This window comes from Acetobacter sp. AN02, from assembly GCF_029759835.1.
Taxonomy (GTDB): domain Bacteria; phylum Pseudomonadota; class Alphaproteobacteria; order Acetobacterales; family Acetobacteraceae; genus Acetobacter.
In genome coordinates this window covers 1-21,989 of sequence record NZ_JAJJND010000028.1, presented here as the reverse complement: position 1 = coordinate 21,989, position 21,989 = coordinate 1, and the positions used below count along the sequence as shown (strand labels likewise).

Annotated in this window: 14 protein-coding genes and 1 tRNA gene; 6 read left to right on the top strand and 9 right to left on the bottom strand. The window is 56.8% G+C overall.

Features of this window, described 5'->3' with window-relative positions; all coding sequences use genetic code 11:
* Positions 1–40: 40 nt before the first annotated feature.
* Together LOC54_RS05230 and LOC54_RS05225 are read right to left on the bottom strand one after the other, a co-directional pair.
* Positions 41–418, bottom strand: a complete 378-nt coding sequence (locus LOC54_RS05230) for a MobC family plasmid mobilization relaxosome protein (protein WP_279312782.1) — start codon at positions 416–418, stop codon at positions 41–43.
* Positions 419–592: 174 nt separating this feature from the next.
* Positions 593–2,200 (bottom strand): DUF6538 domain-containing protein, encoded by a 1,608-nt coding sequence (locus LOC54_RS05225; RefSeq protein WP_279312781.1) that lies wholly within the window; start codon positions 2,198–2,200, stop codon positions 593–595.
* A gap of 309 nt (positions 2,201–2,509) precedes the next feature.
* Between LOC54_RS05225 and LOC54_RS05220 the strand changes: the two genes are divergently transcribed.
* The 4 genes from LOC54_RS05220 to LOC54_RS05205 all read left to right on the top strand — a co-directional run bounded on the left by LOC54_RS05220 (position 2,510) and on the right by LOC54_RS05205 (position 9,738).
* Positions 2,510–2,752 carry an AbrB/MazE/SpoVT family DNA-binding domain-containing protein gene (locus LOC54_RS05220; RefSeq protein WP_279312780.1) on the top strand — a complete coding sequence of 81 codons (243 nt, stop codon included), beginning with the start codon at positions 2,510–2,512 and terminating at the stop codon, positions 2,750–2,752.
* On the top strand, positions 2,749–3,093 hold the full coding sequence (mazF, locus tag LOC54_RS05215; RefSeq protein ID WP_279312779.1) for an endoribonuclease MazF: 345 nt from the start codon (positions 2,749–2,751) through the stop codon (positions 3,091–3,093). Before LOC54_RS05220 ends, mazF begins: the two co-directional genes overlap by 4 nt.
* Positions 3,094–3,356: 263 nt before the next feature.
* A complete protein-coding gene (locus LOC54_RS05210) occupies positions 3,357–3,545 on the top strand; it encodes a restriction endonuclease (RefSeq protein ID WP_279312778.1) in 189 nt (62 codons plus the stop codon).
* Positions 3,546–3,726: 181 nt separating this feature from the next.
* Positions 3,727–9,738: a DUF4011 domain-containing protein gene (locus LOC54_RS05205; RefSeq protein WP_408740299.1), complete on the top strand. Its 6,012-nt coding sequence runs from the start codon at positions 3,727–3,729 to the stop codon at positions 9,736–9,738.
* Positions 9,739–9,902: 164 nt separating this feature from the next.
* Here the strand turns inward: LOC54_RS05205 and LOC54_RS05200 are convergent, their stop codons facing one another.
* Complete coding sequence (locus LOC54_RS05200; protein WP_279312776.1) at positions 9,903–10,742, bottom strand: hypothetical protein; 840 nt, start codon at positions 10,740–10,742, stop codon at positions 9,903–9,905.
* Positions 10,743–11,070: 328 nt separating this feature from the next.
* Between LOC54_RS05200 and LOC54_RS05195 the strand changes: the two genes are divergently transcribed.
* Positions 11,071–12,039 (top strand): lipase family protein, encoded by a 969-nt coding sequence (locus LOC54_RS05195; protein WP_279312775.1) that lies wholly within the window; start codon positions 11,071–11,073, stop codon positions 12,037–12,039.
* Positions 12,040–12,338: 299 nt separating this feature from the next.
* On the opposite strand, the gene LOC54_RS05190 is transcribed toward LOC54_RS05195, so the two are convergent.
* The 5 genes from LOC54_RS05190 to LOC54_RS05170 form a co-directional block, all read right to left on the bottom strand.
* Positions 12,339–13,712 (bottom strand): DUF6538 domain-containing protein, encoded by a 1,374-nt coding sequence (locus tag LOC54_RS05190; RefSeq protein WP_279312774.1) that lies wholly within the window; start codon positions 13,710–13,712, stop codon positions 12,339–12,341.
* 89 nt (positions 13,713–13,801) lie between these two features.
* A tRNA-Leu gene (locus LOC54_RS05185) sits at positions 13,802–13,887 on the bottom strand.
* A 666-nt stretch (positions 13,888–14,553) separates the two neighbouring features.
* Entirely contained in the window at positions 14,554–16,458 is a 1,905-nt protein-coding gene (gene acs / locus LOC54_RS05180; protein WP_408740298.1) for an acetate--CoA ligase, read from the bottom strand.
* A 96-nt stretch (positions 16,459–16,554) separates the two neighbouring features.
* On the bottom strand, positions 16,555–17,670 hold the full coding sequence (locus LOC54_RS05175) for a class I SAM-dependent RNA methyltransferase (RefSeq protein ID WP_279312773.1): 1,116 nt from the start codon (positions 17,668–17,670) through the stop codon (positions 16,555–16,557).
* A gap of 46 nt (positions 17,671–17,716) precedes the next feature.
* Positions 17,717–19,561: a tetratricopeptide repeat protein gene (locus tag LOC54_RS05170; protein ID WP_279312772.1), complete on the bottom strand. Its 1,845-nt coding sequence runs from the start codon at positions 19,559–19,561 to the stop codon at positions 17,717–17,719.
* An 89-nt stretch (positions 19,562–19,650) separates the two neighbouring features.
* On the opposite strand from LOC54_RS05170, the gene LOC54_RS05165 reads away from it, so the two are divergent.
* Positions 19,651–21,144 carry a carboxypeptidase M32 gene (locus tag LOC54_RS05165; protein WP_279312771.1) on the top strand — a complete coding sequence of 498 codons (1,494 nt, stop codon included), beginning with the start codon at positions 19,651–19,653 and terminating at the stop codon, positions 21,142–21,144.
* 5 nt (positions 21,145–21,149) lie between these two features.
* On the opposite strand, the gene LOC54_RS05160 is transcribed toward LOC54_RS05165, so the two are convergent.
* A partial coding sequence (locus LOC54_RS05160) for an alpha/beta fold hydrolase (protein ID WP_279312770.1) occupies positions 21,150–21,989 on the bottom strand: 840 nt, incomplete at its 5' end.

Here is a 21,989-nt window from a genome sequence, read left to right as displayed (position 1 = left end):
CCGGCTTTCCTGGACAATCATCGCTCACGACCCCAGGCTTTCAGTGCAGGGTCTTTGCGGGCCGGGCGCACCTGCGCCGGGAGGACCGTCTTCCTGAACGTGCGAGTATTCCGTCAAGCTGGCGCAGCCTGTCTTCCAGTCCGATGAGGGTTTCCCCGCACCGGACAGCATCGCCACAATGGGCGGACCGGGCCAGCTGGTTCAGGTTGTTCCCGATCCGTGAGAGCGCATGACGCAGCCGGTAAAGCTCGGCACCGACATGTGGCCCATCGTCGCCAGCCAGTTCCGCATCGGCCAGGAGCACCCTGATCAAGTGGGCGGTTGTGGCATGGCCATGAGCGCTGGCGATATGGTTCCAGCGCACCAGTTCATCGGGTGATGCACGGACAGAAAGACGGGACGTTCGGGCAATCGGCATGGTCGGTTCTCCTTCAAGGGGGTCAACGGGGGAGGTATTCCCCCTTGCCAGCTGCGCCATGCACCCGGAACGGGTAGCCATGGAGCACTGCTGGCTCCCTGTAAGGGTAACCTATTCAGATGCCTGATTTCCGAACTTTCTTCTTATGCAAACCAGACTGTCACCATAAGGTTTTCAGAAAGGCATGATGCATTCGGGCGGATAGTGCAGGGCCTCGATCACCTGCCGGAGATTGGAGACCTCGATCCCGCTCGTGTAGTTCATCGTGCCCTGTGATTTATGACTGGCTTCATGCCCGAGCACGGTATCAATCCACAGTTCGCGTATATGGGATTTCTGATTGCGCAGGCGGGTGGAAACCGTATGGCGGAAAGAATGAAACGTCACATCCTCGGGGATGCCGATACGCTTCTTGTGCTTCGAGAAGGCCCGCGCAAAGTTGTCACCACGCTCACCCGTCGATGAGACTGTGAGGTCAGGGAACAGGTAGTGCTCTCCGGTATCACGGAGCAGGTCGAGGCCCTGCATGGCGAGCAGGTGCGGGTGAACGGGGATGATCCGTTTGCCCGCTGCCGTCTTGGGTGACCAGCTGTCTTCTGGATGCGGGCGGACATGGAAGCAGGGAACTCCGTCGACAGTTTCGATGTCCTGACGCCTGAGGTTGCAGATCTCGCCCAGCCTCATGCCGGTGAACATGCCGACACTGATGATCCCAGCCCAGGAACGGCGGGATACGGATGTGCCGTTCCATGGTGAGTTGGCCAGCAGCGCCAGCTCATCATCCGTCCAGCCCCGGCGGACGATCTTCTTTGTGATGTTGAAATCCCACCCTGCCCATGGATTTCGGTCAGCCACCTCTCGTTGCACAAGACGTATCCACAGAGCGGACAGGCGGGAGAAATGGTTTTTCACGGTCTTCCCGCTGACGGTTTCCTGCCCGCGTTCGCGGGCCTGGACGACGGCTTCACGGATGGGAAGGCCGGTTCTTCCTTTGCCATGTGTTGCCGGGAGATCAGAGAGCAGGTCGAAGAACTTACCGGCAACCGCGCCCGTGATCTGTTTCACCGGCATGTCCCCAAAAGCTTCAATGAAGAGGGTTACGGTCTTGCGTGTGGCTTTCTTTGTATCCTCACTCTTGTCTTTGTCAGTGAAGACAAACTTTTCTGCCATGACAGACAGGGGCGGGGAGGTTGGTTTGCGGACTTGGGGCCGTTCATTCTCAACCGGGCTTCCGGCTGGAGCATCTCCCGGGGCAGCGGGGCGATGTTTGCCCAGATCGATAATCAGATTGGAAAGGCTTTTGATCTGCTCGCGCAGCATGTCCTTTTCCTTTTTGCTCACGGCGCGATCCGTAAAGACTTTCTGCATCATGGTCTGAAGCCGGATTTCCAGTGCCTTGAGAGAGTCCGTGGCAAAAGAGATGAAAGCACCTTCCTTCTGCACCTGGTCCATCATCGTCATGGCGTGATCGGCTTGCAGGGCGCGTTTTTCCGCACGGAAGGCATCATCGGCAAGGATGAGCAGTTCTTCCTGTTCCGCGATGATTTTGCCCTGTTCGGTAAGGAGAGCAATCATTTCTTCGCGTGACAGGTCGGTTGCCATCGTTTTTGCCTTCTCAAAAAGCGCGCCTGTTCGGGCGTAAAGGGCTGCTGCCCGTTCGCGGGCCACCAGCTTACTCTGAGTCTGCAAGGAGAGAGAAATTTCGGTTCGGCCCAGTCTGGCCTGCACTGCAACGGGCACAGCCCGGCGGAAGTGGTAATGAGAGCCGATAAGTCTGAGCATCTGCGTTTCCCAGTCTGGGAAGACAAACGGGAAAATCCCGCAGACCCGTCAGATTCTCATTTTACTGTTATATTTCAAATTGTTAGTGGTGCGAACTGCGGGACTCGAACCCGCTCTCTTTGGTCGCAACCAGACAGACAACCTATTGAAACAGAACGATAATTTCAGACGAAATCATCCTTCACATGGTAACTGCGGGTTAAGTGTGCGGGCAGGGCGGTGGGGCAGTCAAGAGATATCAAAAGGATTGCTTTCTGGTCGGAGAATAAAGTAGATACATCGTATAAACTTTTTGCCTGGGAGGCTCTCGTGCAGGGTATCGTCAGAAAATGGGGAAACAGTGCAGCTGTCCGTCTTCCGGCCTCTGTTCTGGAAGCAGTCAGTCTGAAGATTGATCAGACGGTCGATGTGCGCGAGGAAGACGGGCGGATCATCATCGAACCCGTCAGGTCAACTCCCCTGAAACTGGAGGAGCTGGTTTCAGGGATCACGCAGGAAAACCGGCATGATGAAATGGACTTTGGTCGGTCATCCGGTGGTGAAGTCTGGTGAGTGGAAAGAGCAAAGCCTCATGGGTTCCGGATTGCGGAGATATCGTCTGGCTTGAGTTTGATCCGCAGGCGGGTAGGGAACAGGCGGGGCACCGTCCTGCTGTCGTGCTCAGTCCTGCCAGCTACAATGCCCGGGCAGGCATGATGCTGTGTTGTCCGACAACCACGAAAATCAAAGGCTATCCGTTTGAGGTAGCCATCGCTGGTAAGACGGCGAGTGTTGCTTTGTCTGACCAGGTGAGGAGCCTTGACTGGCGTGTCAGGAAAGCGAAGCTGAAAGGGACAATCTCGCCGGAAGAGCTGGAAGCAATCAGGCAGCGTGTCCGCCTGCTGGTGGGATAAAGGGAACAGGCCTCCCGCCAATCTCGTTTGCATAAGAAGAAAGTTCGGAAATCAGGCATCTGAATAGTTTACCCTTACAGGGAGCCAGCAGTGCTCAATGGCTACCCATTGAGCAGCAGGCAAGGGGGAATGCTTCCCCCGTTGACCCCCCTTGTTTTTTAAAATCCGTTCCCTTTGGTTGGGGAAAGCAAATTGTCGGCTATTGGGTCACAATTCACAATAACAGACATCCATGCGGACTGAAGTCGGCGTCGAGTAAAGGCGTGTTCGTCATCACCTCATCCTTCAGCACCCCCGCAGTGGAATTTGTCCGCCATCTGAGCCAGCGTATCATTCTGATGGATGAAGCGGCGCTGGCCGATCTAATGATCGAACGTGGCGTGGGTGTGCGTGTCAGCCGCGCGGTAAGGATCAAGAAAATCGATCTAGATTTCTCGATCCGGGCTGAATGACCCTGTGTGACCAAAATATGTGCCATCGTGCAGATGGGGCTGTCGATCGCCTGAAGATCACTTGAAAATCGTGCTCTGATCCCCGACACTCTTCTGTGACAAAGTATGGATCTTTCTTCATGTTGCGCTCAACGAGATCACAGGCGCATGTGTGAGATTATTGAGCGTTGTGGAGATTTCAGTGACAGCCGACCATGAACAGACTGCTGAAGACGTTGAAATCACCACAGAGGAAAAAAAGCCCGAACTTCGGATCGTCTTACAGGAAACGGTCAATGCCAGTCTGTGGGAAAATAGTGTCCCAATCCTTGAAGAGCTGGAATTCGACAACAGGAGTGAAAATACATATCCGGTTGTTGAAATAAGCATTGCCAGCGAGCCGCACTTTCTGACGCCTCGGTCGTGGATGCTCCAACAGATCGGTCCCGATGAACTTCGGGTTCTGAACGATCGTGACCTGACACTGAATGGCTCATTGCTTTCGGCCCAGACCGAGGCATCAAGGGCCGTGGTGACCATCGTCGCCCGTGCGGGAGAACAGGAACTTGCGAGGGTAACACGCGATGTCCGGATGCTTGCCCGCAATGAATGGGGTGGCCTGTCCGGTATTCCTGACATCCTCGCCGCCTTTGTACTTCCCAATGACCCCGCTATTGCCCGTATCCTGCGCAGCGCATCCGAGATCCTCCGGCAAGCGGGGCAATCTCCTTCCCTGGAAGGTTATCAGGGGGACAAGGCGCGCGTATGGGCTCAGGCTCAGGCGTTGTGGTGTGCCATTTGCGCACTGGATATTACTTACATTAATCCGCCCGCGTCTTTCGTTGAAAACGGCCAGCGTATCCGTCTTCCAACACAGATTGTCGAGGAACGTCTGGCGACCTGTCTCGATACGACCGTTCTATTTGCAGCCTGCCTCGAAGCCATAGGTCTGCGTCCCCTGATTGTTCTGACGCGCGGGCACGCCTTCGCGGGCCTGTGGCTGGCCCAGCAGGATGCGGGTTCTTCGGTGGTCCAGGATCTTCCTGGCATTCGCAACCGCCTGAAGCTCGACGATCTACGTGTCTTCGAAACAACATTGGCGACGGCAGCACGCAAACCCAGCTTCACCGCAGCATGCGAGCGGGGCGAGGCCCATCTGCGCGACATAGACGATGACGATCCGGATGCGTTCCGCGAAGTTATCGATATTCACCGGGCGCGCCTGCGCCGTATCCGTCCCCTCTCCACCTCTGCCACTTCGCCGGGTGAGGTGGCATTCGAAGTTACGCCCGATGATTCGACCGGACAACCGGCATTCGAGGTTCCTCCCCCTTTACGTGAGGACCGCGAGGAAGAGCGCTTGCCCGATCGACCGGCAGACCGCGTGCAGCGATGGTGCAATCGCCTGCTCGATATGTCCGCGCGGAACCGGCTTCTGAACCTTCCCAGATCAGATCGGCAACTGATTGAACTCGACTGCCCTGATCCGGCTGCGCTGGAAGACATGGTGGCGGAGATGCGCTCCGGCGGGAGTGCCAAACCGCTTCGTTTTGTCGCGGCTCCCGGGCTCATGGACGACGACGATCCCAGAAACAAGGGGCTCCATCAGGGACGACATCATGAGGATGCCGCAAGAGCGTATGCTCTGGAGGCCCTCAAGCGACGCGAGATCGTCGTTCAGCGGAAGGAAGACAAGCTTCAGACTGCACTGACCGAAATTTACCGTCATGCCAGAAGCTCCGAACAGGAAGGCGGCACGAACGTGCTTTTCCTGACGATCGGGGCGCTGGCCTGGACATCGCAGGATAAATCCAGGCCGTATCTTGCTCCCCTCATTCTCGTTCCGGTCATTCTGGAAAGAGCGAGCATCAAATCGCCCTTCACACTACGGGCGCACGGGGATGAAACCCGTATCAACACAACGCTGCTGGAAATGCTGCGTGTCGAATACGATATCCGGATTCCCCTACTGGAGAAGGAGAGTCTTCCGGAAGATGAGTCCGGCCTTGATGTTCCAAAAATCATCGAAGCGTTCCGGCTGCATCTTCGACACATTCCGGGATGGGAAATTCGCGAGCATGTCAGTCTGACGACATTGAGCTTCGCAAAATTCCTGGTGTGGAAGGATCTGCTGGAACGGAAAGAGCATCTTGCCACAAACGACGTCGCGAGCCGCCTGCTGAACGGGGTCAAGGACGGCGAGCAGGCAGGTTCTGCCCCATCGAACGGTTTTGATCCTGCTGACGACTTGGACGATGCTCTCGCCAAAGCCGATCTCATCTGCCCGATGGAAGCCGACTCATCTCAGCTCAAAGCCATCGCACGCGCGGCAGCAGGCGAAAACTTCGTCCTGATCGGGCCGCCCGGCACAGGGAAAAGCCAGACCATCGGCAACATTATTGCCAATACACTTGCACAGGGGCGTACGGTGCTTTTCGTGGCCGAAAAACGGACGGCGCTTGAAGTGGTACGTGCACGTCTGGCCAAACTGGGCATTGCTGAATTCTGTCTTGATCTGTTCTCGCCCAAAGCGAACAAGATGGCGGTTCTGCAACAGTTCCAGACGGCACAGGCTGTGCTTGAGGATTTCCAGCCTGAGGAATATTCACGGACAAAACAGACACTGGATACCATTCGCACTGAACTGAACGCTTACGTCCGCGATCTCCATACGCCGCGTCGCAATGGCTGGACGCCCTATCGCGGAATTGGCGTCACTCTTCGTGCTCAGGAAGCATCCATCGTTCGCATTCCTCTGGAATGGGCCAATGCGGATGTTCATTCAAAAGCCGATTACGATACATTGGTCCAGTCCGTTGAAGATCTGTCGACCCTTTATGCCCGTATCGGAGATATTGTCGTCTCACCCAGACTGGCAGGTCTTGAGCAGACGGACTGGTCACCGCTCTGGGAATCCAGACTGCTTGACGCTGTCAATGGAACACTCTCCGCGCTTGACACCCTGAGAGAGTCGGCACTGAGTGTTACCAGCGCACTTTCCCTGCCTCAGAATAATTTCTCTCTTCAGCGGCTTGAGCAGATCAGGGCCCTTTGCTCGCATATCCTGTCGTCCCATGCGGCGGCATGGAGTTTTGCAGACAGCGCACGTGAAACCCGTGACACCGTATTACTGGAACGGGAACCTGTTGCCCGGTGCCATGCCCTGACGGCAGATCTTGATAGCCGCTGGAAAGACAGCGTACGCGCTCTTCCATTGGCTGAAACTCTTGCAGAATGGCGTACCGTCAAGGAAAAGTGGCTGCTGACCCGTTCCATGGGGCAGAAGGCTATTCGCAAACGGCTTGAACCTCATGCCATCGCCCTACCTGAAGACTGCGAAAGTGACCTTGAGGCTCTGGTCGAACGTGCGACCCTTCTTGAAAAACTCACGAATGCTTCTCACAAGACAAGTATCGGTCCGATGTGGCGGGGGCTGGATACTGACTTCGACGCCATCAACGCCACATTTGACTGGGGACAGGAAACACGTAACCGCCTTGCGGGCTGTACAGCCGAAACGGGAGAGCTGCTCACCGCCCGCGCCCATCTCCGGACTCTGCTGGCAGAAGGTCAGGATCTTCTGGCACCTGGCGGAACAGTCCACGCATCCCTGACCCGTTATCTCGCGGCATTTACCGACCTTGATGCTGCCCTGAAAACACTGGGAAATTGTAGTGCCAGCGACGTTACCCGGCTGGTTCCCCCCGAAAATCCCAGTTGGCTCGAACAAACCACGGGCAGGCTGCGGGACTGGAAAGAAGCCACTCGCGAACTGCGCGACTGGTGTTCATGGCGCCGCGCCTGCCATCAAGCCGCGCAACTCGGTCTGACACCCATGATCGAAGCCATCGAACACGGGTTAGTTGCGCAGGATGACGTGCTGACCGTTTTCGAAGCAAATTATGCGCGTTGGTGGACCATGCATGCGGTCAGCAATTCCGCTCGGTTGAGGGGTTTCGTGGCGGCCACCCATGAAGGGCGTATTCTCCGGTTCCGTGAACTGGATGAAAAATTGAAAACCCTAGCCGTTCGCCTGATCCGGACACGCCTCGCCGGACGCATCCCCGGAGAGGCCGCGCGACAGCACGACCCGGAATATAAATTTCTGGCACACGAGATTGCCAAGCAAAAACGTCATCTTCCGGTCCGTCAATTAGCCGAAAAGATGCCAGGCGCCCTTCGGACCCTCACGCCCTGTCTCATGATGAGTCCGTTGTCAGTCGCGCAGTACCTGCCTGCCGACGCTGCTCCGTTCGATCTTGTTATCTTTGACGAAGCATCCCAGATCGCGACATGGGACGCGATTGGCGCCATCGGTCGTGGCAAACAAGTCGTCGTGGTTGGCGATCCCAAGCAGTTGCCACCCACGGATTTCTTCACGGCGGGTCGAGCGGCAGCTGATGCTGATCCATCCGATGAGATGACTGACCTTGACTCGATCCTTGACGAATGCCTCGGAGCGGGTGTCCCGGCCATCAGTCTAGAATGGCATTATCGCAGTCGTCACGAAAGTCTGATCGCTTTTTCAAATCAGGCTTATTACGGTGGCGATCTGGTCACCTTCCCGTCACCGGTCACGGCGGATCAGGCAGTCTCTTTCCGCTTTGTCCCGAAAGGGATTTATGAACCCGGCAAAAATGGGTCGCACACCAATCCTGCAGAGGCGCGGATGGTGATCGCCGAGGCCGTCCGAATCATGCGCGATGGCACTGATCGCTCGGTCGGCATTGTCACTTTCAATGGAGAACAGCAGAAACTGATTGTCGATCTTCTTGACGCTGAAATCCGCAAAGACCCTGCTCTTGAAAGATTCACGGGCGAGCAGGCTCATGAAGCCGTGCTTGTAAAAAATCTGGAAAACGTGCAGGGCGAAGAGCGTGATGTCATGCTGTTCTCGCTCACTTACGGGCCTGACATCGCAGGAAAAATCTCCATGAATTTTGGCCCCCTGAACCGTGATGGCGGGGAACGTCGTCTCAATGTGGCGATCACCCGTGCCCGTGAACAGTTAATCGTGTTTGGATCGCTGCGGGGAGATCAAATTGCGATAGAACGAACACGCGCCGCCGGTGTTCGTGATCTGCGCCGCTTCCTGTTGTTCGCTGAACGAGGCCCAATGGCTCTGGCCGGCGCGCATGCAGGGTCTGTCGGCGGATATGACAGTCTTTTCGAAGTCGAAGTTGCGACGATGCTTCAGGCAAAAGGATGGGAGGTCACGACCCAGGTCGGTGTTTCCGGATTCCGCGTGGATCTTGGCGTCATTGATCCCGATTTACCCAGCACGTTCCTCGCAGGCGTCGAATGCGATGGCGCCACATATCACCGGAGTGCCACGGCGCGCGACCGAGACCGCCTGCGACAGGCTGTTCTTGAAAATCTCGGCTGGAATATTCTGCGCATCTGGTCCACGGACTGGTGGACGAATGCCCCTCGCGAGGTTGAACGGATTGATGCTGCTTTACAGAGCTTTCTGGAGATTGCCCGTCAGAAGCGCATTGATCAGGCAGAGCGGGATGCTGCAAAAGCTGAAGCACTATTGAACGCGACTGTGAATGAGCGCGAAGAGGAACTTGTTGTTTCGACCGAAACCCCGAAGGTTGAATCTGTCACTGACGGACCCGTCTCAGAGCCGTCACCTGAAGAGATCAGGCATTTAGAGCCCCTTTACGTAAAAGCACCCGAACATATTCCGTCAGATGACGCGACCTGTTCGGATGTCGAGGCCGATCCATCCAGCTTCACGCAGGACGATTATTTGCCGACATTAGCTCGCCTTGTCGTTCGAACAGTCGATCAGGCAAAGGTCATTCGGGAAGATGTTCTTATTCAGACCATGTCACGGGCACACGGTTTTAGTCGCGTCGGGCGTGAGATTCGTGAACGCGTCCAACGCGCTATTCCCTCATCAATGGCGCGCACCGAAGAAGATGTTGGCGCTTTTCTGTGGTCGGATCGACAGCCTGTCGTTACACGCCTGCCTCTGAAATCATTAACGGCTGAGAAACCCTTGGACCCGGCACTGTTGCCTCTTGCAGCTCTCGTGGACTTAGCCTGTCGCGCGATTGCTATCGACTGCCCCGACGATGACGCTATTGCAAGAATGCGCGATGCCTGCGGCATGAGCCGTATGGGACAGGCAACACGAATCCGTTTCGCCACAGCTCTGAATGAAGCGCGTCGTATGAAGGATGCACACGCGCCCCCTAATTTATAGGAAAGCGCTGCCTGCTAACCTTAAACTGGCACGCTTTCAAAGGGATCGAAAACCGTAATACCCGTTCTTTGGAAATGTCGCAGAAGGGGGGATAGGCGACGGTCGGGTTTCAGTCAACGCAAAGCCGTCACCTGTCATTCAAAAGTTTGATCTGCAATGGCGGTCTAGCCGCCGAAAGTGCCCTTCACGGTCAGGCTAAAATTTATCTTTTTCTTGTAGTCAGCTCCAGCATCAAGACCCAGAACCTTGAAGTCCGCATTGATCTTTGATGAAATCTGTAAATCGCGTTCAAGATTCACGCGGAGCCCAAAGCTCTCTCGCCCGTGCTCCAACCGGCTTTCTACTAACGCTTGCCATGAAGGCTCTCGATCTAGCCATACTAAATTGATGGGTAGCATGGGCTCCCGCCCACGAGAGGTGCCATTTCGCTCATAGCGTTTTGCGCGTGCATTCCTAAGTTCTGCCGCCGCCTTCACACGGGTAGCTCGTTTGAACCCAACTCCGAGTTCAGCGTCCACCTGTTCATCACTATTAAATATAATTTCGTAGGATCGAGCGCCCAGCCCGTTCAGAATTCTTTCAAGCTCACTCAGCTTGTGATCAATCATATCATCATTATAGGTTTCTACGGAGTAGTAAGTGTTATCTTGCAATGGATTTGCTGCATAAGCTTTTCCAACTTCAGCGCAGCCCCCAAGAAACATGAAACGGTTGGCTTCACGAAGAGGGATTGCCTGGATCAAGCCGCCCTCGCTGATCTTATCTGGATTGCTCTTGGCCCTGCTTTGAAACCAATTCGCAGAGAGTTTCATGCCGACCTTTGCAGCAGCTCTGACAGCCAAGCCGCCCGGTACAACAAGCGGCAAGGCTTCCGAAATTATATTCGCGTAAAGACCCTGGGGCGCTTCTTCCTTTTTTCGATCGAACTCTCTGTCGCTAAGAACTGCGATGTAACGCCGCTCGAAAAATGGAAGGTCGAAAACTGATCTCAATTTCTCGTTCATTCTGCGCCCCTGCTGTCATGCACGCTGCTTCGGCAAAGGCTTAACGTATGGCAGCTTTGGAGCAAGCGGCAAAGTCGGGGGCGACTGCCGCCTGTCTGCTCCGGTTCTCCTGAACAAACAGGCAGATTGGGGGGGAATACAGAATGTTTGCTGTCGGACAACAAGAACGCAGAAGCGGCCATTCGTTTGACCGACCTGCATGATAACCATGCGCCATATGTCTGCCAAAGAACTTGTTGTCACAGCAATTAAGTAATTAAGGATGCTTTTAAAAACAGTATGGCGGTTTCAAACCTGCTGCAAGCAGGGCATTGTGAGGAAAGATTAGGTGAACAGAACGGCGGCCATCGATTGGGTGCGAAAGCTTGGCTCACCCCTTTATACCTGTATTAATCAGTCCAAAGTCCATCCTTTAGGGGTATTTTCGCAGGTTAGGGGGGCCGCACTAGTTGTGGCCGCTCATCTCGCCTATTGCGCCATCGGCGATCAGGAGCGGGCGGACGTCAAACGGGCGACAATCATTCCTTGTCATGCCTTTCATCTGCTCCGCTCGGTGACGTCTTTCGAATTAGCCATGGCATTTGGTCCCCTCGACTTTCCCGAAGCTTTTATCGTGCGTACCAATCGTTTCGTAGCATTGTGTCTGCCAACAGCCGATGAGCTTCTGATCGGCGTAAGGGGAACAGTCGGGGCCTACGATTGGGGACTCAACGCGCGGATTTGGCCACGGCGAAGCGCCAGTCTGAATCTACCAATGTATTTCCACTCCGGTTTCCTGTCGGAGGCGGAACTTCTGGCATCAAGCCTATCACAAGCGATCCAGTCTCATCGCAAATATGGCTCGATCAAGAGGGTATTTCTAGCAGGACATTCTCTGGGAGGCGCGATTGCCGCAATCCTGCATCAGCGTCGAGAACTTTTTGCGCCCCATTTGCCGGGACAGGGCTACGCCCCCGGCGATTGTTATATCTTTGGAGCTCCGCGTACAGTCTGGCGCGATAGCACCGCTTTTCGCGGCCAGCCCTTTGCCATCCGCCGCATTGAGGACATCGTACCACATATGCCGTTCGCAACTCTAGGTTATAAGGATTTTCCACAGCAATATGATGTTGGAGGCACCCCATTTTGCTATCGTGGACTAGCCGGTTTCTCCCGTTTCTTACAATGGGTCGCCGCCGCGAAGTTCAGAAAATTTCTTGAAGCACACTCAATAACGACGTATCGGCGCGAAGTCCTCCTCGCTGCGCGTGGGCATCCCGACCTTGCTCCTTTCTGGAGGGACGGTTTCAATGACTAGATGTTTGCTCACTTCTAGGCCGATAATCATGGGGCACCTCGGGTCTGGTCTATACCCAATTTGCCGTTCATGATTGCGTTTTGGAACGACGGCTAATTCGCCAAACTTGATAACTTCATGTTTCCCTCGCGAATGTCGGCTTTCAGGAAACTGTTCCAACCACCTAGATGGCTGACATGTAGGCGGAAGCAGCCATCAGAGATGGGCTTATTTTTTCTCTTGTTTAGGGGGTCAACGGGGGATGTAATCCCCCTTGCCAGCTGCTTGATGGGTAGCCATTGAGCACTGCTGGCTCCCTTTTAAAGCGGTATCTTTTTGAAGGTTGTTTCCGCGTAGCTAATTGCCTCTATGGTTTGGCTGAGATTGGCAGTGGTGATTCCAGTCAGATAGGTTGTGGTTCCTTGGCTTTTGTGGGTTGCTTCATGGCCCAGAAGACGGTCAATCCATACCTCCCGGATATTGGCATTCGCGTTTCTGAGTTGTGTGGAAACGGTATGCCGGAACGAGTGAAATGTGATTTCAGCGGGCAGACCAATGCGGGTCTTGAGCAATGAAAAAGCTCGTCCCAGTGCTGCGCCCCTGATTCCCTGTTTTGAAGTCTTCAGGCCGGGAACGAGGTACGGGCCGTCAATGGTATCCTTAAGGGCCAGCACTCCTGCTTCAATCAGTTTTGAATGTACGGGCACAATGCGGGTGCCTGCTTCTGTTTTCGGTGCCCAGCCGGTTTCGGTATGGGGGCGGATAAGAAAGCAGGGGATACTATCAACGTCTTGGAGGTCTTCTTTGCGCAAGGCGCAAATCTCGCCCAATCGCATTCCGCTATAAGCAGCAATCAGTGTGACCAGCCTAAAGGTGTGCTCTGGCACCGAAGTGCTGTGCCATCTCGCAGAGGCCAAGAGGGCTAATTCGTTAGCTGTCCAGCTTCTCCTGACTGTCTTCTGTCCATTCTCAAAATTCCAGCCTGTCCACGGGTTACGTGTGACCAGTTCCCGCTGGTTTAACTGGTTCCAGAGGGCGGAGAGGCGCATCATATGGTTTTTCACACTCTTCCCGCTCAGGGTTGGCAGGCATTCCTCTTTGGCTCGCTGGGCTTCTTCCTCAAGGGTAAGGCTGCTTTTGCGTTTACCCAGTGAGGCGGGCAGGGAAAACAGCAGGTCGCGGAAGGCTCCGGCCTTCTCACCGCCTATGATAGACACGGGCGCATCGCCAAAAGCTTGCAGGAAGAGGTCTACAGCCCGTTGGGTTGCCTTCTTGGTGTCAGCACTGGCATGAGGACTATCCAAGACAAAGCGTTTCAGGGCACCGGAGAGCATTAAAGGTTGGGCTTTGGGTGCTTTAGCCGGTTTCTTCACTGTTCGGGTTTTAGGCATCGGTGCTGACACCGGCATGGACCCCGTTTCCTGAGCAGATGAAGGCAGGTTCACGCTCTGCAAATCCCGCAGTGCAACCCGCAGTCCCTCAAGCCTGCTTAAAGCGTCCGGTTCAGAGAGGACCAGATGGGTGTGAGAGAAGAGTTCTGTGGTTCTGGCATGAAGCAAAGAAGCGCGTTTGCGGGCTTCATTTTGGTAGCCGGTTTTCAGAGAAACCCAGATTTCCCGCCGGTTTAAAGCTGCTCGCAGGGCAGGGGGAACGATACGGCGGAAGTGATAGGTAGTGCCTCTAACTCGGAGCATAAAATCTTCCCTCAGTGGGGAAGGACGATGGAGCAAAGACAGCCTTTGCCCCTCATTCAGCCGAAAAATCGTGCTATTTCAGGTGTCTGTGGTGCGAACTGCGGGACTCGAACCCGCACGCCCTTACGGACTCGAGATTTTAAGTCTCGTGCGTCTACCATTCCGCCAAGCTCGCTGACAGGGAGCAACTCCTGTTCGGTTCTCTATCATGTCTCGGTTTACAGGAAAAGCTATGCCGCCGGTCCGGAATGTATCCGGAAACCTGTGCTGTATATTTTAGAGTGTGACATTCTGGCTATAGACGGATATCCTGAAATTTCAAATCTGCATATTTTCTGAAAAACAGACGGGTTGTTCGATTTCTCATCCCTCCATTAATGAGCTTCGGAGATAACGGCATGATTATCTGATCATGCCGGCAGGGAGGGAGATGTATGACCAGAGGCATCATTGTGATCATCGGCGAAGCAATGGCAAGGGGGCGGGGTTTTGGCAGAACAGAAATGCTTGCTGACTGAAATTAGAGAGCCCTGCTGGCCGCATCATGTGCGCTGAGTGAAGCAGGCTCTTCGGTTGTCGCGCAAAGAGTGGATATGATATCTCCTGAATAATTCAGTAAATTTATAGATTATGCTTCGGGATTGGATCTGGTGATACAGATCATTAACAGGGCGGCCCTTATTATTTCCAGCATGGCCGGGCATATGATGAGGCAGATGCCGGAAGAGAGGATAGAAGAAGCCCTGAACTGATGGTTTTATAAGGGTACCCGTGCAGCTCAGGTGATCACACATATGCCCTCCTCCCGGAACACCTGCCCGGGAAAAGAACAAAACAGCCTTCAGCCGCATGCCGCAGCAACTGCTGTGATCAGTTCCTCCACAATGCCGGGATTAGCCAGCGTCGACAGATCCCCGAATCCTTCCTTATCCCCGCAGGCAATTTTCCGCATAAGCCGCCGGACATTCTTACCGGAACGCGTCTTGGGAAGATCGGAAACGACATAGATCTGCTCGGGAACGGCATAGCGGCCGATCCTGGCAGAAATAACTTTCACCGCCTGTTCGCGCACGGATACGATCTGCGCTTCGCTCAGCCCTGCATGAGGCACCACGTAGACAATAAGCCCCTGACCCTTGATATCATGCGGTATACCGACAGCCGCACTCTCGGAAATATCGTGAATTTCAGAGAGAGCATCCTCAATCTCGGCAGATCCGATACGATGGCCCGAGACGTTGATCACGTCATCCACTCTGCCGGTGATCCAGAAATAACCATCCTCATCGCGACGCGCACCGTCACCGGTGAAGTAATGTCCGGGATAGGGATCGAGATAGGTTTTCCGGAACAGCGCATCGTCATTCCAGATCGTCAGCGCCCGGCCGGGCCAGGACCCGTCAATACACAGAATTCCCTCGGCCGACCCGTCCAGCTTCTGTCCCTTCTCATCAAGCAGCAGCAGATTTACACCGGGAAGTGGCAGCGTGGCGGAGGCCGGACGCGGGGCGACCGCCCCCGGAACGAGTGAAATCATCGCGCCGCCGGTCTCGGTCTGCCACCAGGTGTCGACCACAGGGCATCGCCCGCCACCGATAACATCATGAAACCATGTCCAGGCCTCGTGATTGATCGGCTCCCCGACAGAGCCGAGCACACGCAGGCTGCTCAGATCATAACGCGCCGGAATCTCGTCACCTTCTGCCATCAGGGCACGGATTGCCGTGGGCGAGGTGTAGAATGTCGTCACGCGATGCTTGCGGATCACGTCCCACCAGCGGCCAGGCGCCGGATGGGACGGCATGCCTTCAAACATCAGAAGAGTGGAGCCGTTGGCCAGCGGCCCGTAGGCAACATAGGTGTGCCCGGTGATCCAGCCGATATCTGCGGTGCACCAGAAAACATCGCCCGGCTTATGATCGAAAATCAGTTCATGGGTGAAGGAAGCCCACGTCAGATATCCCCCGGTGCTGTGGACAATCCCCTTGGGCTTGCCCGTACTGCCAGAAGTATAAAGCAGGAACAGCGGATCTGCTGATTTCATCAGTTCCGGCGGGGAGTCCGACGGGGCTTCATCCATCAGCGGAGCCAGCAGCGCGTCGCGCCCCTCCTGCAAAGGCACCTTGTCCTCCGTCACGCTCACGACAAAAACGTGGCGTACCGCAGATGCTGCGCCGCGCAGCTTAATGGCGGCGTCCATCGTCGTTTTGAACGGAATGCGTTTTGCACCACGCCGTCCGACATTGGCTGTGATGACTGCCACCGCACCGCTGTCAGCCAGCCGGTCAGCAATGGCCTCAGCCGAAAAACCGCCGAACAGAACAATGTGAAGCGCACCGATCCGTGCACAGGCCAGCATGGCAACCACACCGTCCGCCACGGCCGGGAGGTGAATGGCAACACGATCTCCCTTGCGAACACCATGATCACGCAGAACATTCGCCAGAGAGCAGACCCGGTCATACAGATCCCGATAGGTCAGGGTGACGACGTTATCCTCATCCTCTCCCTGCCAGATGATGGCGGCCTGATCGCCCCTCGTGTGCAGATGACGATCAATGCAGTTCACACTGGCATTCAGCCGCCCGTCCTCAAACCAGCCCGCGCCCTTATCCGCAGCCCGGGAGGGAGATGCAGACCATTCGAGCCGTTCACTTTCCCGAAGCCAGAAACGTTCAGGATCACTTTGCGCGTCCTTAACCAAACGTTTGTAAGATTCCGGCGTCATACGGAAAAGCTGGGACATCGCTGTGTTTCTCTTTAGTGAACAATTAACCGTAGCAACAAAACACGCCGATGCAATGCACGACGATGCGGCTGTGCCTTCACAAAATCCGGCAGGTCAGGGCAGGGGAGCAGACCGGAACAGCGTAACCCGCAGACCGCCATGCGGAACCGGAGCCTCCGCAGGCAGGAAAGGCAGCCCCGTTGCCGAGGCCAGCGCGTTTTCCGTGGCAATCAGCCCGACACGCCAGCCCGAAAACCGTTCCTGCAGGGTCTGGCCCAGAGCGCGATAGAGCGGAAAAAGCGCATCACGCTCGCCAATTCTGGCCCCATAAGGCGGATTGATGATCACCAGTCCGGGCGCCCCTTCCGGAGGCGCGCAGGCGCTGACAGGCCGCTGCTCGAAAACACACCACTGATCAACACCGGCACGTTCCGCATTGGCGCGGCTCATGGTTATGGCTCCCGCGTCACGATCACTGCCGTAAAAACGTGCCTCCGGCTCGCGTCCGCTCTGCACGGCCCGCATCTGCTCCCAGGCTCCGGCATCGAAGGTCACGAGCCGTTCAAACGCAAAAATCCGCGATCGTCCGGGATTGAGGCGGGCAGCAATTCCTGCCGCCTCGATCACGAATGTCCCGGACCCGCACATCGGGTCCAGAACCGGCTCCTTTCCGTCATACCCACAGCGGCGCAGGAAAAGAGACGCCATGCTCTCGCGCATCGGTGCCCGGTTCACCGCCTCCTTATGGCCACGCCGGTGGAGAAGATCACCCGATGTATCAATGCTGATCGTGCACAGATCATGCTCGATCCGGACCTTTATCGTGATCCCCCCACTTTCCGCCTCCGGTGCACCCAGCGTTTCGCGGATAGCCGTCGTGATCCGCTCCGCTGCCGCCCGTTCATGCCAGACACGCGACGCGATGCTTGTCACCTCCACACGAAACGGCACATCAGGACGCAGAATTTCAGCCCAGGGAGTTCTGCGCGCCCGGCGATCGAGCTGCGCGAGATGCTGTACACGGAAACTGTCAATCCGCGCCAGAACGCGGCTCGCCCCCCTGATCCACAGATTGGCACGCCAGACCTCCGGCCAGCCGCCCTCGATCACCACACCACCCGGAACAGCCTGCGGACGCCGGAAGCCCTTGTGCCGGACCTCCTCGCAGAGCATGTCCTCAAGTCCCGGAGTGGTGGCAAGAAAGATCTCGAACCTGCTGATATCTGTCATGCCGTCTGCATGGCAGGAAGCCGGGCAGGCGGCAAGCCACGTATCCTCAGAGTGCTTCCAGCGCGCGTATCACCGCCCTGACCGGACCATCCCATGCCGTTTCCGGATCATTGCGCTCCGTCTGGCGGAAAATCGTGACATCGGGATACCACAGGCTTTTCCCGTCCGTCCCCGTGCTGCCTTCGCACCAGCGCCAGTCTCCGCCGTAGCGGTTCAGAAGCCAGACCGGACATCCGGTCATGGCCGCAAGATGCGCCACGGCACTGTCCACCGTGATCACGAGATCAAGCCCGATGATCTTCTGAGCAGTCGTCAGCATATCCCCTTCAGGCAGCGGGTCCATGCCGGGAAGCTTACGTCCGGGCTGAAGGGAAGTGAAGCGGATCCCCGGAACCCGGAGAATATCCCCAGGATATCGCTCAGGCAGGGATCGTCTGCGATCAAACTGGAAGTCAGGATTGCCGGACCAGAAAACACCCGCTTTCACGTCCCGATCCTCCCTGCAGGGAAGGGGCGAACGCGGAAGCATCCCGGGCAGGATAAACGGCTCCGGTGCGGATACGCCCAGCCTGTAAGGCAGGCTCAGAAGCGGCACGGAACAGGTGCAGTCCTCAGGAAAATTGACCGATCCCGCAGGAAGAATGACGATATCCCCCGGCCATCCCGGCGCACACAGATCCCGGACCAGCCGCAGCAGGGGAGGAGGAACAAGCAGTGCCACCGGCAGCAGGCGGGCCGCCTCCGGAACATAGCGCAGGAAATGCAGGAAATCGCCCAGCCCCTGTTCCGCATATATCACAAGTCGCCCGCCGGTTTCCCTGCCGTCCCATTCCGGAAAGGGGAAGGACGGCGGAACGGATGTAAGACCCCGCCTTGCCTCGAACAGAGGCCAGGCCTCGGAAAAATTCCCTTCCGACAGCCTGACGGTCGCCAGATTGAATTCAGCCCGGACAGCATCTGCCGTCCCCGGTGCCGAGGCCATGACGTGAAGATAACGCCCCGATGCGGCGGTGAAATCACCGGTTTCAGCCAGCAGCGTCCCCTGATTGACCGCAATCCCCGGCCTGTCCGGTGCAAGAGAGACAGATCGCGAGAAAGATGAGGACGCATCTTCAAGATATCCGAGATTCATCTGCACGAGGCCAAGATTATTCCACGTCTCGGCAGCCGCCGGAGCAAGCTCCGCCGACCGCACAAGCAGGGGATACGCCTCATCCGGGCGTCCCAGACGGAACAGGACCGCACCATGATTGGCCATCGCGGCAGGGTCGTCAGGAAGCAGCGCGCGAACCGCGGCAAACCACGGCTCCGCATCTCTGAGCCGACCGGACATATCCAGAAAGACAGCCAGCATCTGACGTGAGGCAATATCGTGTTCCGGCGCAAGACTGACCGCCTCATGCAAGGCAGACAGAGCCTCATCAATCCTGCCCTGCCGGTACAGAAACTGCCCGAGCACCAGTCTGTATCCTGATTCCAGCGGGCGCAGCCGGATCGCGTTGCGGATCGCGGTCTCCGCATCCCCCGGGCGGCCGGACGTTTCCAGCGCCTCGGCAATGGCCAAATGCGCCCGCGGATCGTCCGGTGTCTGCAATACCGCAACATTCAGCGCCGCCCGGGCAGGCTCCGCATGTCCCTCCGCCAGAAGCGCAAGCCCGAGCGTGATATGAAAATGAGGCTCCGGCGCGGTCTGCACTGCCCGCCCGGCCCAGGCAACGGCCAGATCATTCCGTCCCGTCTGTCGCGCTATACAGGCCATCGCATGCATCGAAGGCGCGTCATCCGGCTGCCGGTCGAGAGCTGCCTGCGCAATGGCCAGAGCACCCGCGGCATCTCCCTGAGACAGAAGCGCCAGCGCTCTCTCTTCCGCCATCATCCCGTTATCCTGCATCGCCCGATCCTGTCCCCGCCATGTCCCGCCCGATGACAGGTCTGCCGGTACAGGGTAGCATCCCCGCCGCATCTGAGGGGAGAGAGAACATGGACGCATACCGGCAGCTTGAACAGCGTTTCGCACAGCGGGCGGCACTGTCGGATGCGTATGGAATCCTCTCGTGGGATCAGAACGTCATGATGCCGGAGGGAGCGTCTGAACGTCGTGCGGAGGTCATGGCGGGACTTCAGGGGCTGCAGCATCGTCTGCTGGCGTCCCCCGAAACCGGTGCGCTGCTGGAAAAAGTCCGCACGGACGGATCTGTCTGGCAGGACGCAAACCTCGCACTCATGAAACGCGCATATACCTGCGCAATGAGCGTCCCGACACATCTGGTCGAGGCGCTTACGGCGGCCTGCGTGCGGTCCGAAGCGGCCTGGCGCACGGCGCGGCAGAACAGCGATTTCAAGGCGCTTCAGCCTCATATGCAGACCGTTCTCGATCTGACACGGGAGATGGCTCAGGCGACGGGCGAGGCGCTGGGCCTGTCTCCCTATGATGCTCTGCTGGACCAGTTCGATCCGGGAATGCGTCAGGAGACTATTGCCCCGCTCTTTGCGGAGCTGGCGGAAAATCTCCCTCCGCTCCTTGATCAGGTGCTGGAACACCAGGCATCCCGCCGTGCAGCCGGAACCTTTCCTCCTCCGGCAGGACCATTCCCCGTGCCGGCGCAGGAGGTTCTGGGCCGCGAGGTCATGAAGCGCATGGGCTTTGATTTCACCCGCGGACGTCTGGATGTCAGCCTGCATCCCTTCTGCGGCGGCGCAACGGGAGATGTCCGGATCACGACGCGTTATCGCGAGGATGATTTCCTCCAGGCATTCTTCGGAATCGTTCACGAAACCGGACACGCGCTATATGAGCAGGGCCTGCCGGAGGCGTGGCACGGGCAGCCCGCAGGCGGCGCACTGGGCATGACCATGCATGAAAGTCAGTCTCTCATCATGGAAATGCAGTTCTGCCGCAGCGAGGCCTTCATCCGCTTCGCCGCTCCCCTCATGTCCCGGTATCTCGAGAAAAATGATCAGGACTCTTGGTCTCCGGATGCCCTGCTGTCACAGGTGCAGCACGTCAGGCGCGGCCTGATCCGCGTAGAGGCGGACGAGGTGACGTATCCGGCGCATGTTCTCGTCCGGTATGAGCTGGAAACGGCCATGATTGCGGGTGATCTCGCCCTGAAAGACCTGCCGGAAGCGTTCAATGCGCGCTTTAAGGAACTGATGGGAACGGACGTGCCGGATGACCGCCGCGGATGTCTGCAGGATATTCACTGGCCGGATGGCCTTTTCGGATATTTCCCCTGCTATACGCTGGGCGCACTGACTGCCGCCCAGTTCGCTACAGCCATGGAACGGGAAATCGATGTTGAGGACGCACTGAGCCGGGGCGATTTCGCTCCGCTGCGTGAGTGGCTCGGCCGGAATGTCTGGAGCCGTGCCAGCAGCGCCGGAACTCAGGAGATCATCCGCGATGCCACGGGAAAACCGCTCGGCACCGAAGCCTTCCTGACCCGTATCCGTAACCGCTATCTCGGCATATAGACACGTCAGTCGCTGCAAGATCCAAGGAAGTCCGACAGGATACGGTTCACTTCTGCCGCACGCTCCATATGCGGCAGATGTCCGGTTTCAGGAAAGGAATGACACCGGACAGGAAAGGCATTTTCCTCAACCGGAGAAATAATCCTGTCCTCAGTCCCCTGAATGATCTGAACCGGTCCCTGAAAACGCGTGATAATATCCGCTCCGGAAAAGCTCTGATGTCCTGAGGGGAAAAAATCATTGGCAATGGCAGAGAGGCATTCGGCCGCCCCGTCCTGCTGTCGTGCCTCCAGAACGGATGCCGCCATACGCCGTGAGATCAGTCGTGGATTGAATACCAGCGTCTCAAGTGCCGACAGAAGGGTTTCCGTATCAGGCGTATGAAGAAATCCCCCGATAAAATCAGCATTGATGTCCGGATTAAATCCCGCAGGTGCGATCAGGGAAAGAGATGCAACCCGCGCGGGCGATACTCTGGCAAGCCCGAGTGCAGGGACCGCTCCCAGAGAATGCGCGGCAACATGCACACGGGGAATATCCATGGCATCCAGAACACCGCTGACAACCCGGGCCAGAAAACCCCTGTCACCAGGACGATATATTTTCGAGGATCTGCCATGGCCGGGAAGATCTGCCGCAATCACGCGCCTCTTTTCCGCCAGCACGTTATGATTGAGCATCCATCCGCTGGTGTCGCTGCCAAAACCATGAATCAGCAGCAGCGACGGGGAGTGTGTCGCATCCGGACCGGAATCCTTCACAAAAATATCTAGCAGCCTGTCGGGTTGGGCATTTTGCGGATCATAGGGCTGAGGCTGACCTGTCTTATGCTGCGTGAAGCCGTG

Coding starts and splice junctions, on each gene's coding strand:
- LOC54_RS05190 (WP_279312774.1), bottom strand. CDS start 13,712: ATGCTCCGAGTTAGAGGCACTACCTATCACTTCCGCCGTATCGTTCCC.
- LOC54_RS05230 (WP_279312782.1), bottom strand. CDS start 418: ATGCCGATTGCCCGAACGTCCCGTCTTTCTGTCCGTGCATCACCCGAT.
- LOC54_RS05175 (WP_279312773.1), bottom strand. CDS start 17,670: ATGACAGATATCAGCAGGTTCGAGATCTTTCTTGCCACCACTCCGGGA.
- LOC54_RS05225 (WP_279312781.1), bottom strand. CDS start 2,200: ATGCTCAGACTTATCGGCTCTCATTACCACTTCCGCCGGGCTGTGCCC.
- acs (WP_408740298.1), bottom strand. CDS start 16,458: ATGTCCCAGCTTTTCCGTATGACGCCGGAATCTTACAAACGTTTGGTT.
- LOC54_RS05165 (WP_279312771.1), top strand. CDS start 19,651: ATGGACGCATACCGGCAGCTTGAACAGCGTTTCGCACAGCGGGCGGCA.
- LOC54_RS05170 (WP_279312772.1), bottom strand. CDS start 19,561: ATGCAGGATAACGGGATGATGGCGGAAGAGAGAGCGCTGGCGCTTCTG.
- LOC54_RS05200 (WP_279312776.1), bottom strand. CDS start 10,742: ATGAACGAGAAATTGAGATCAGTTTTCGACCTTCCATTTTTCGAGCGG.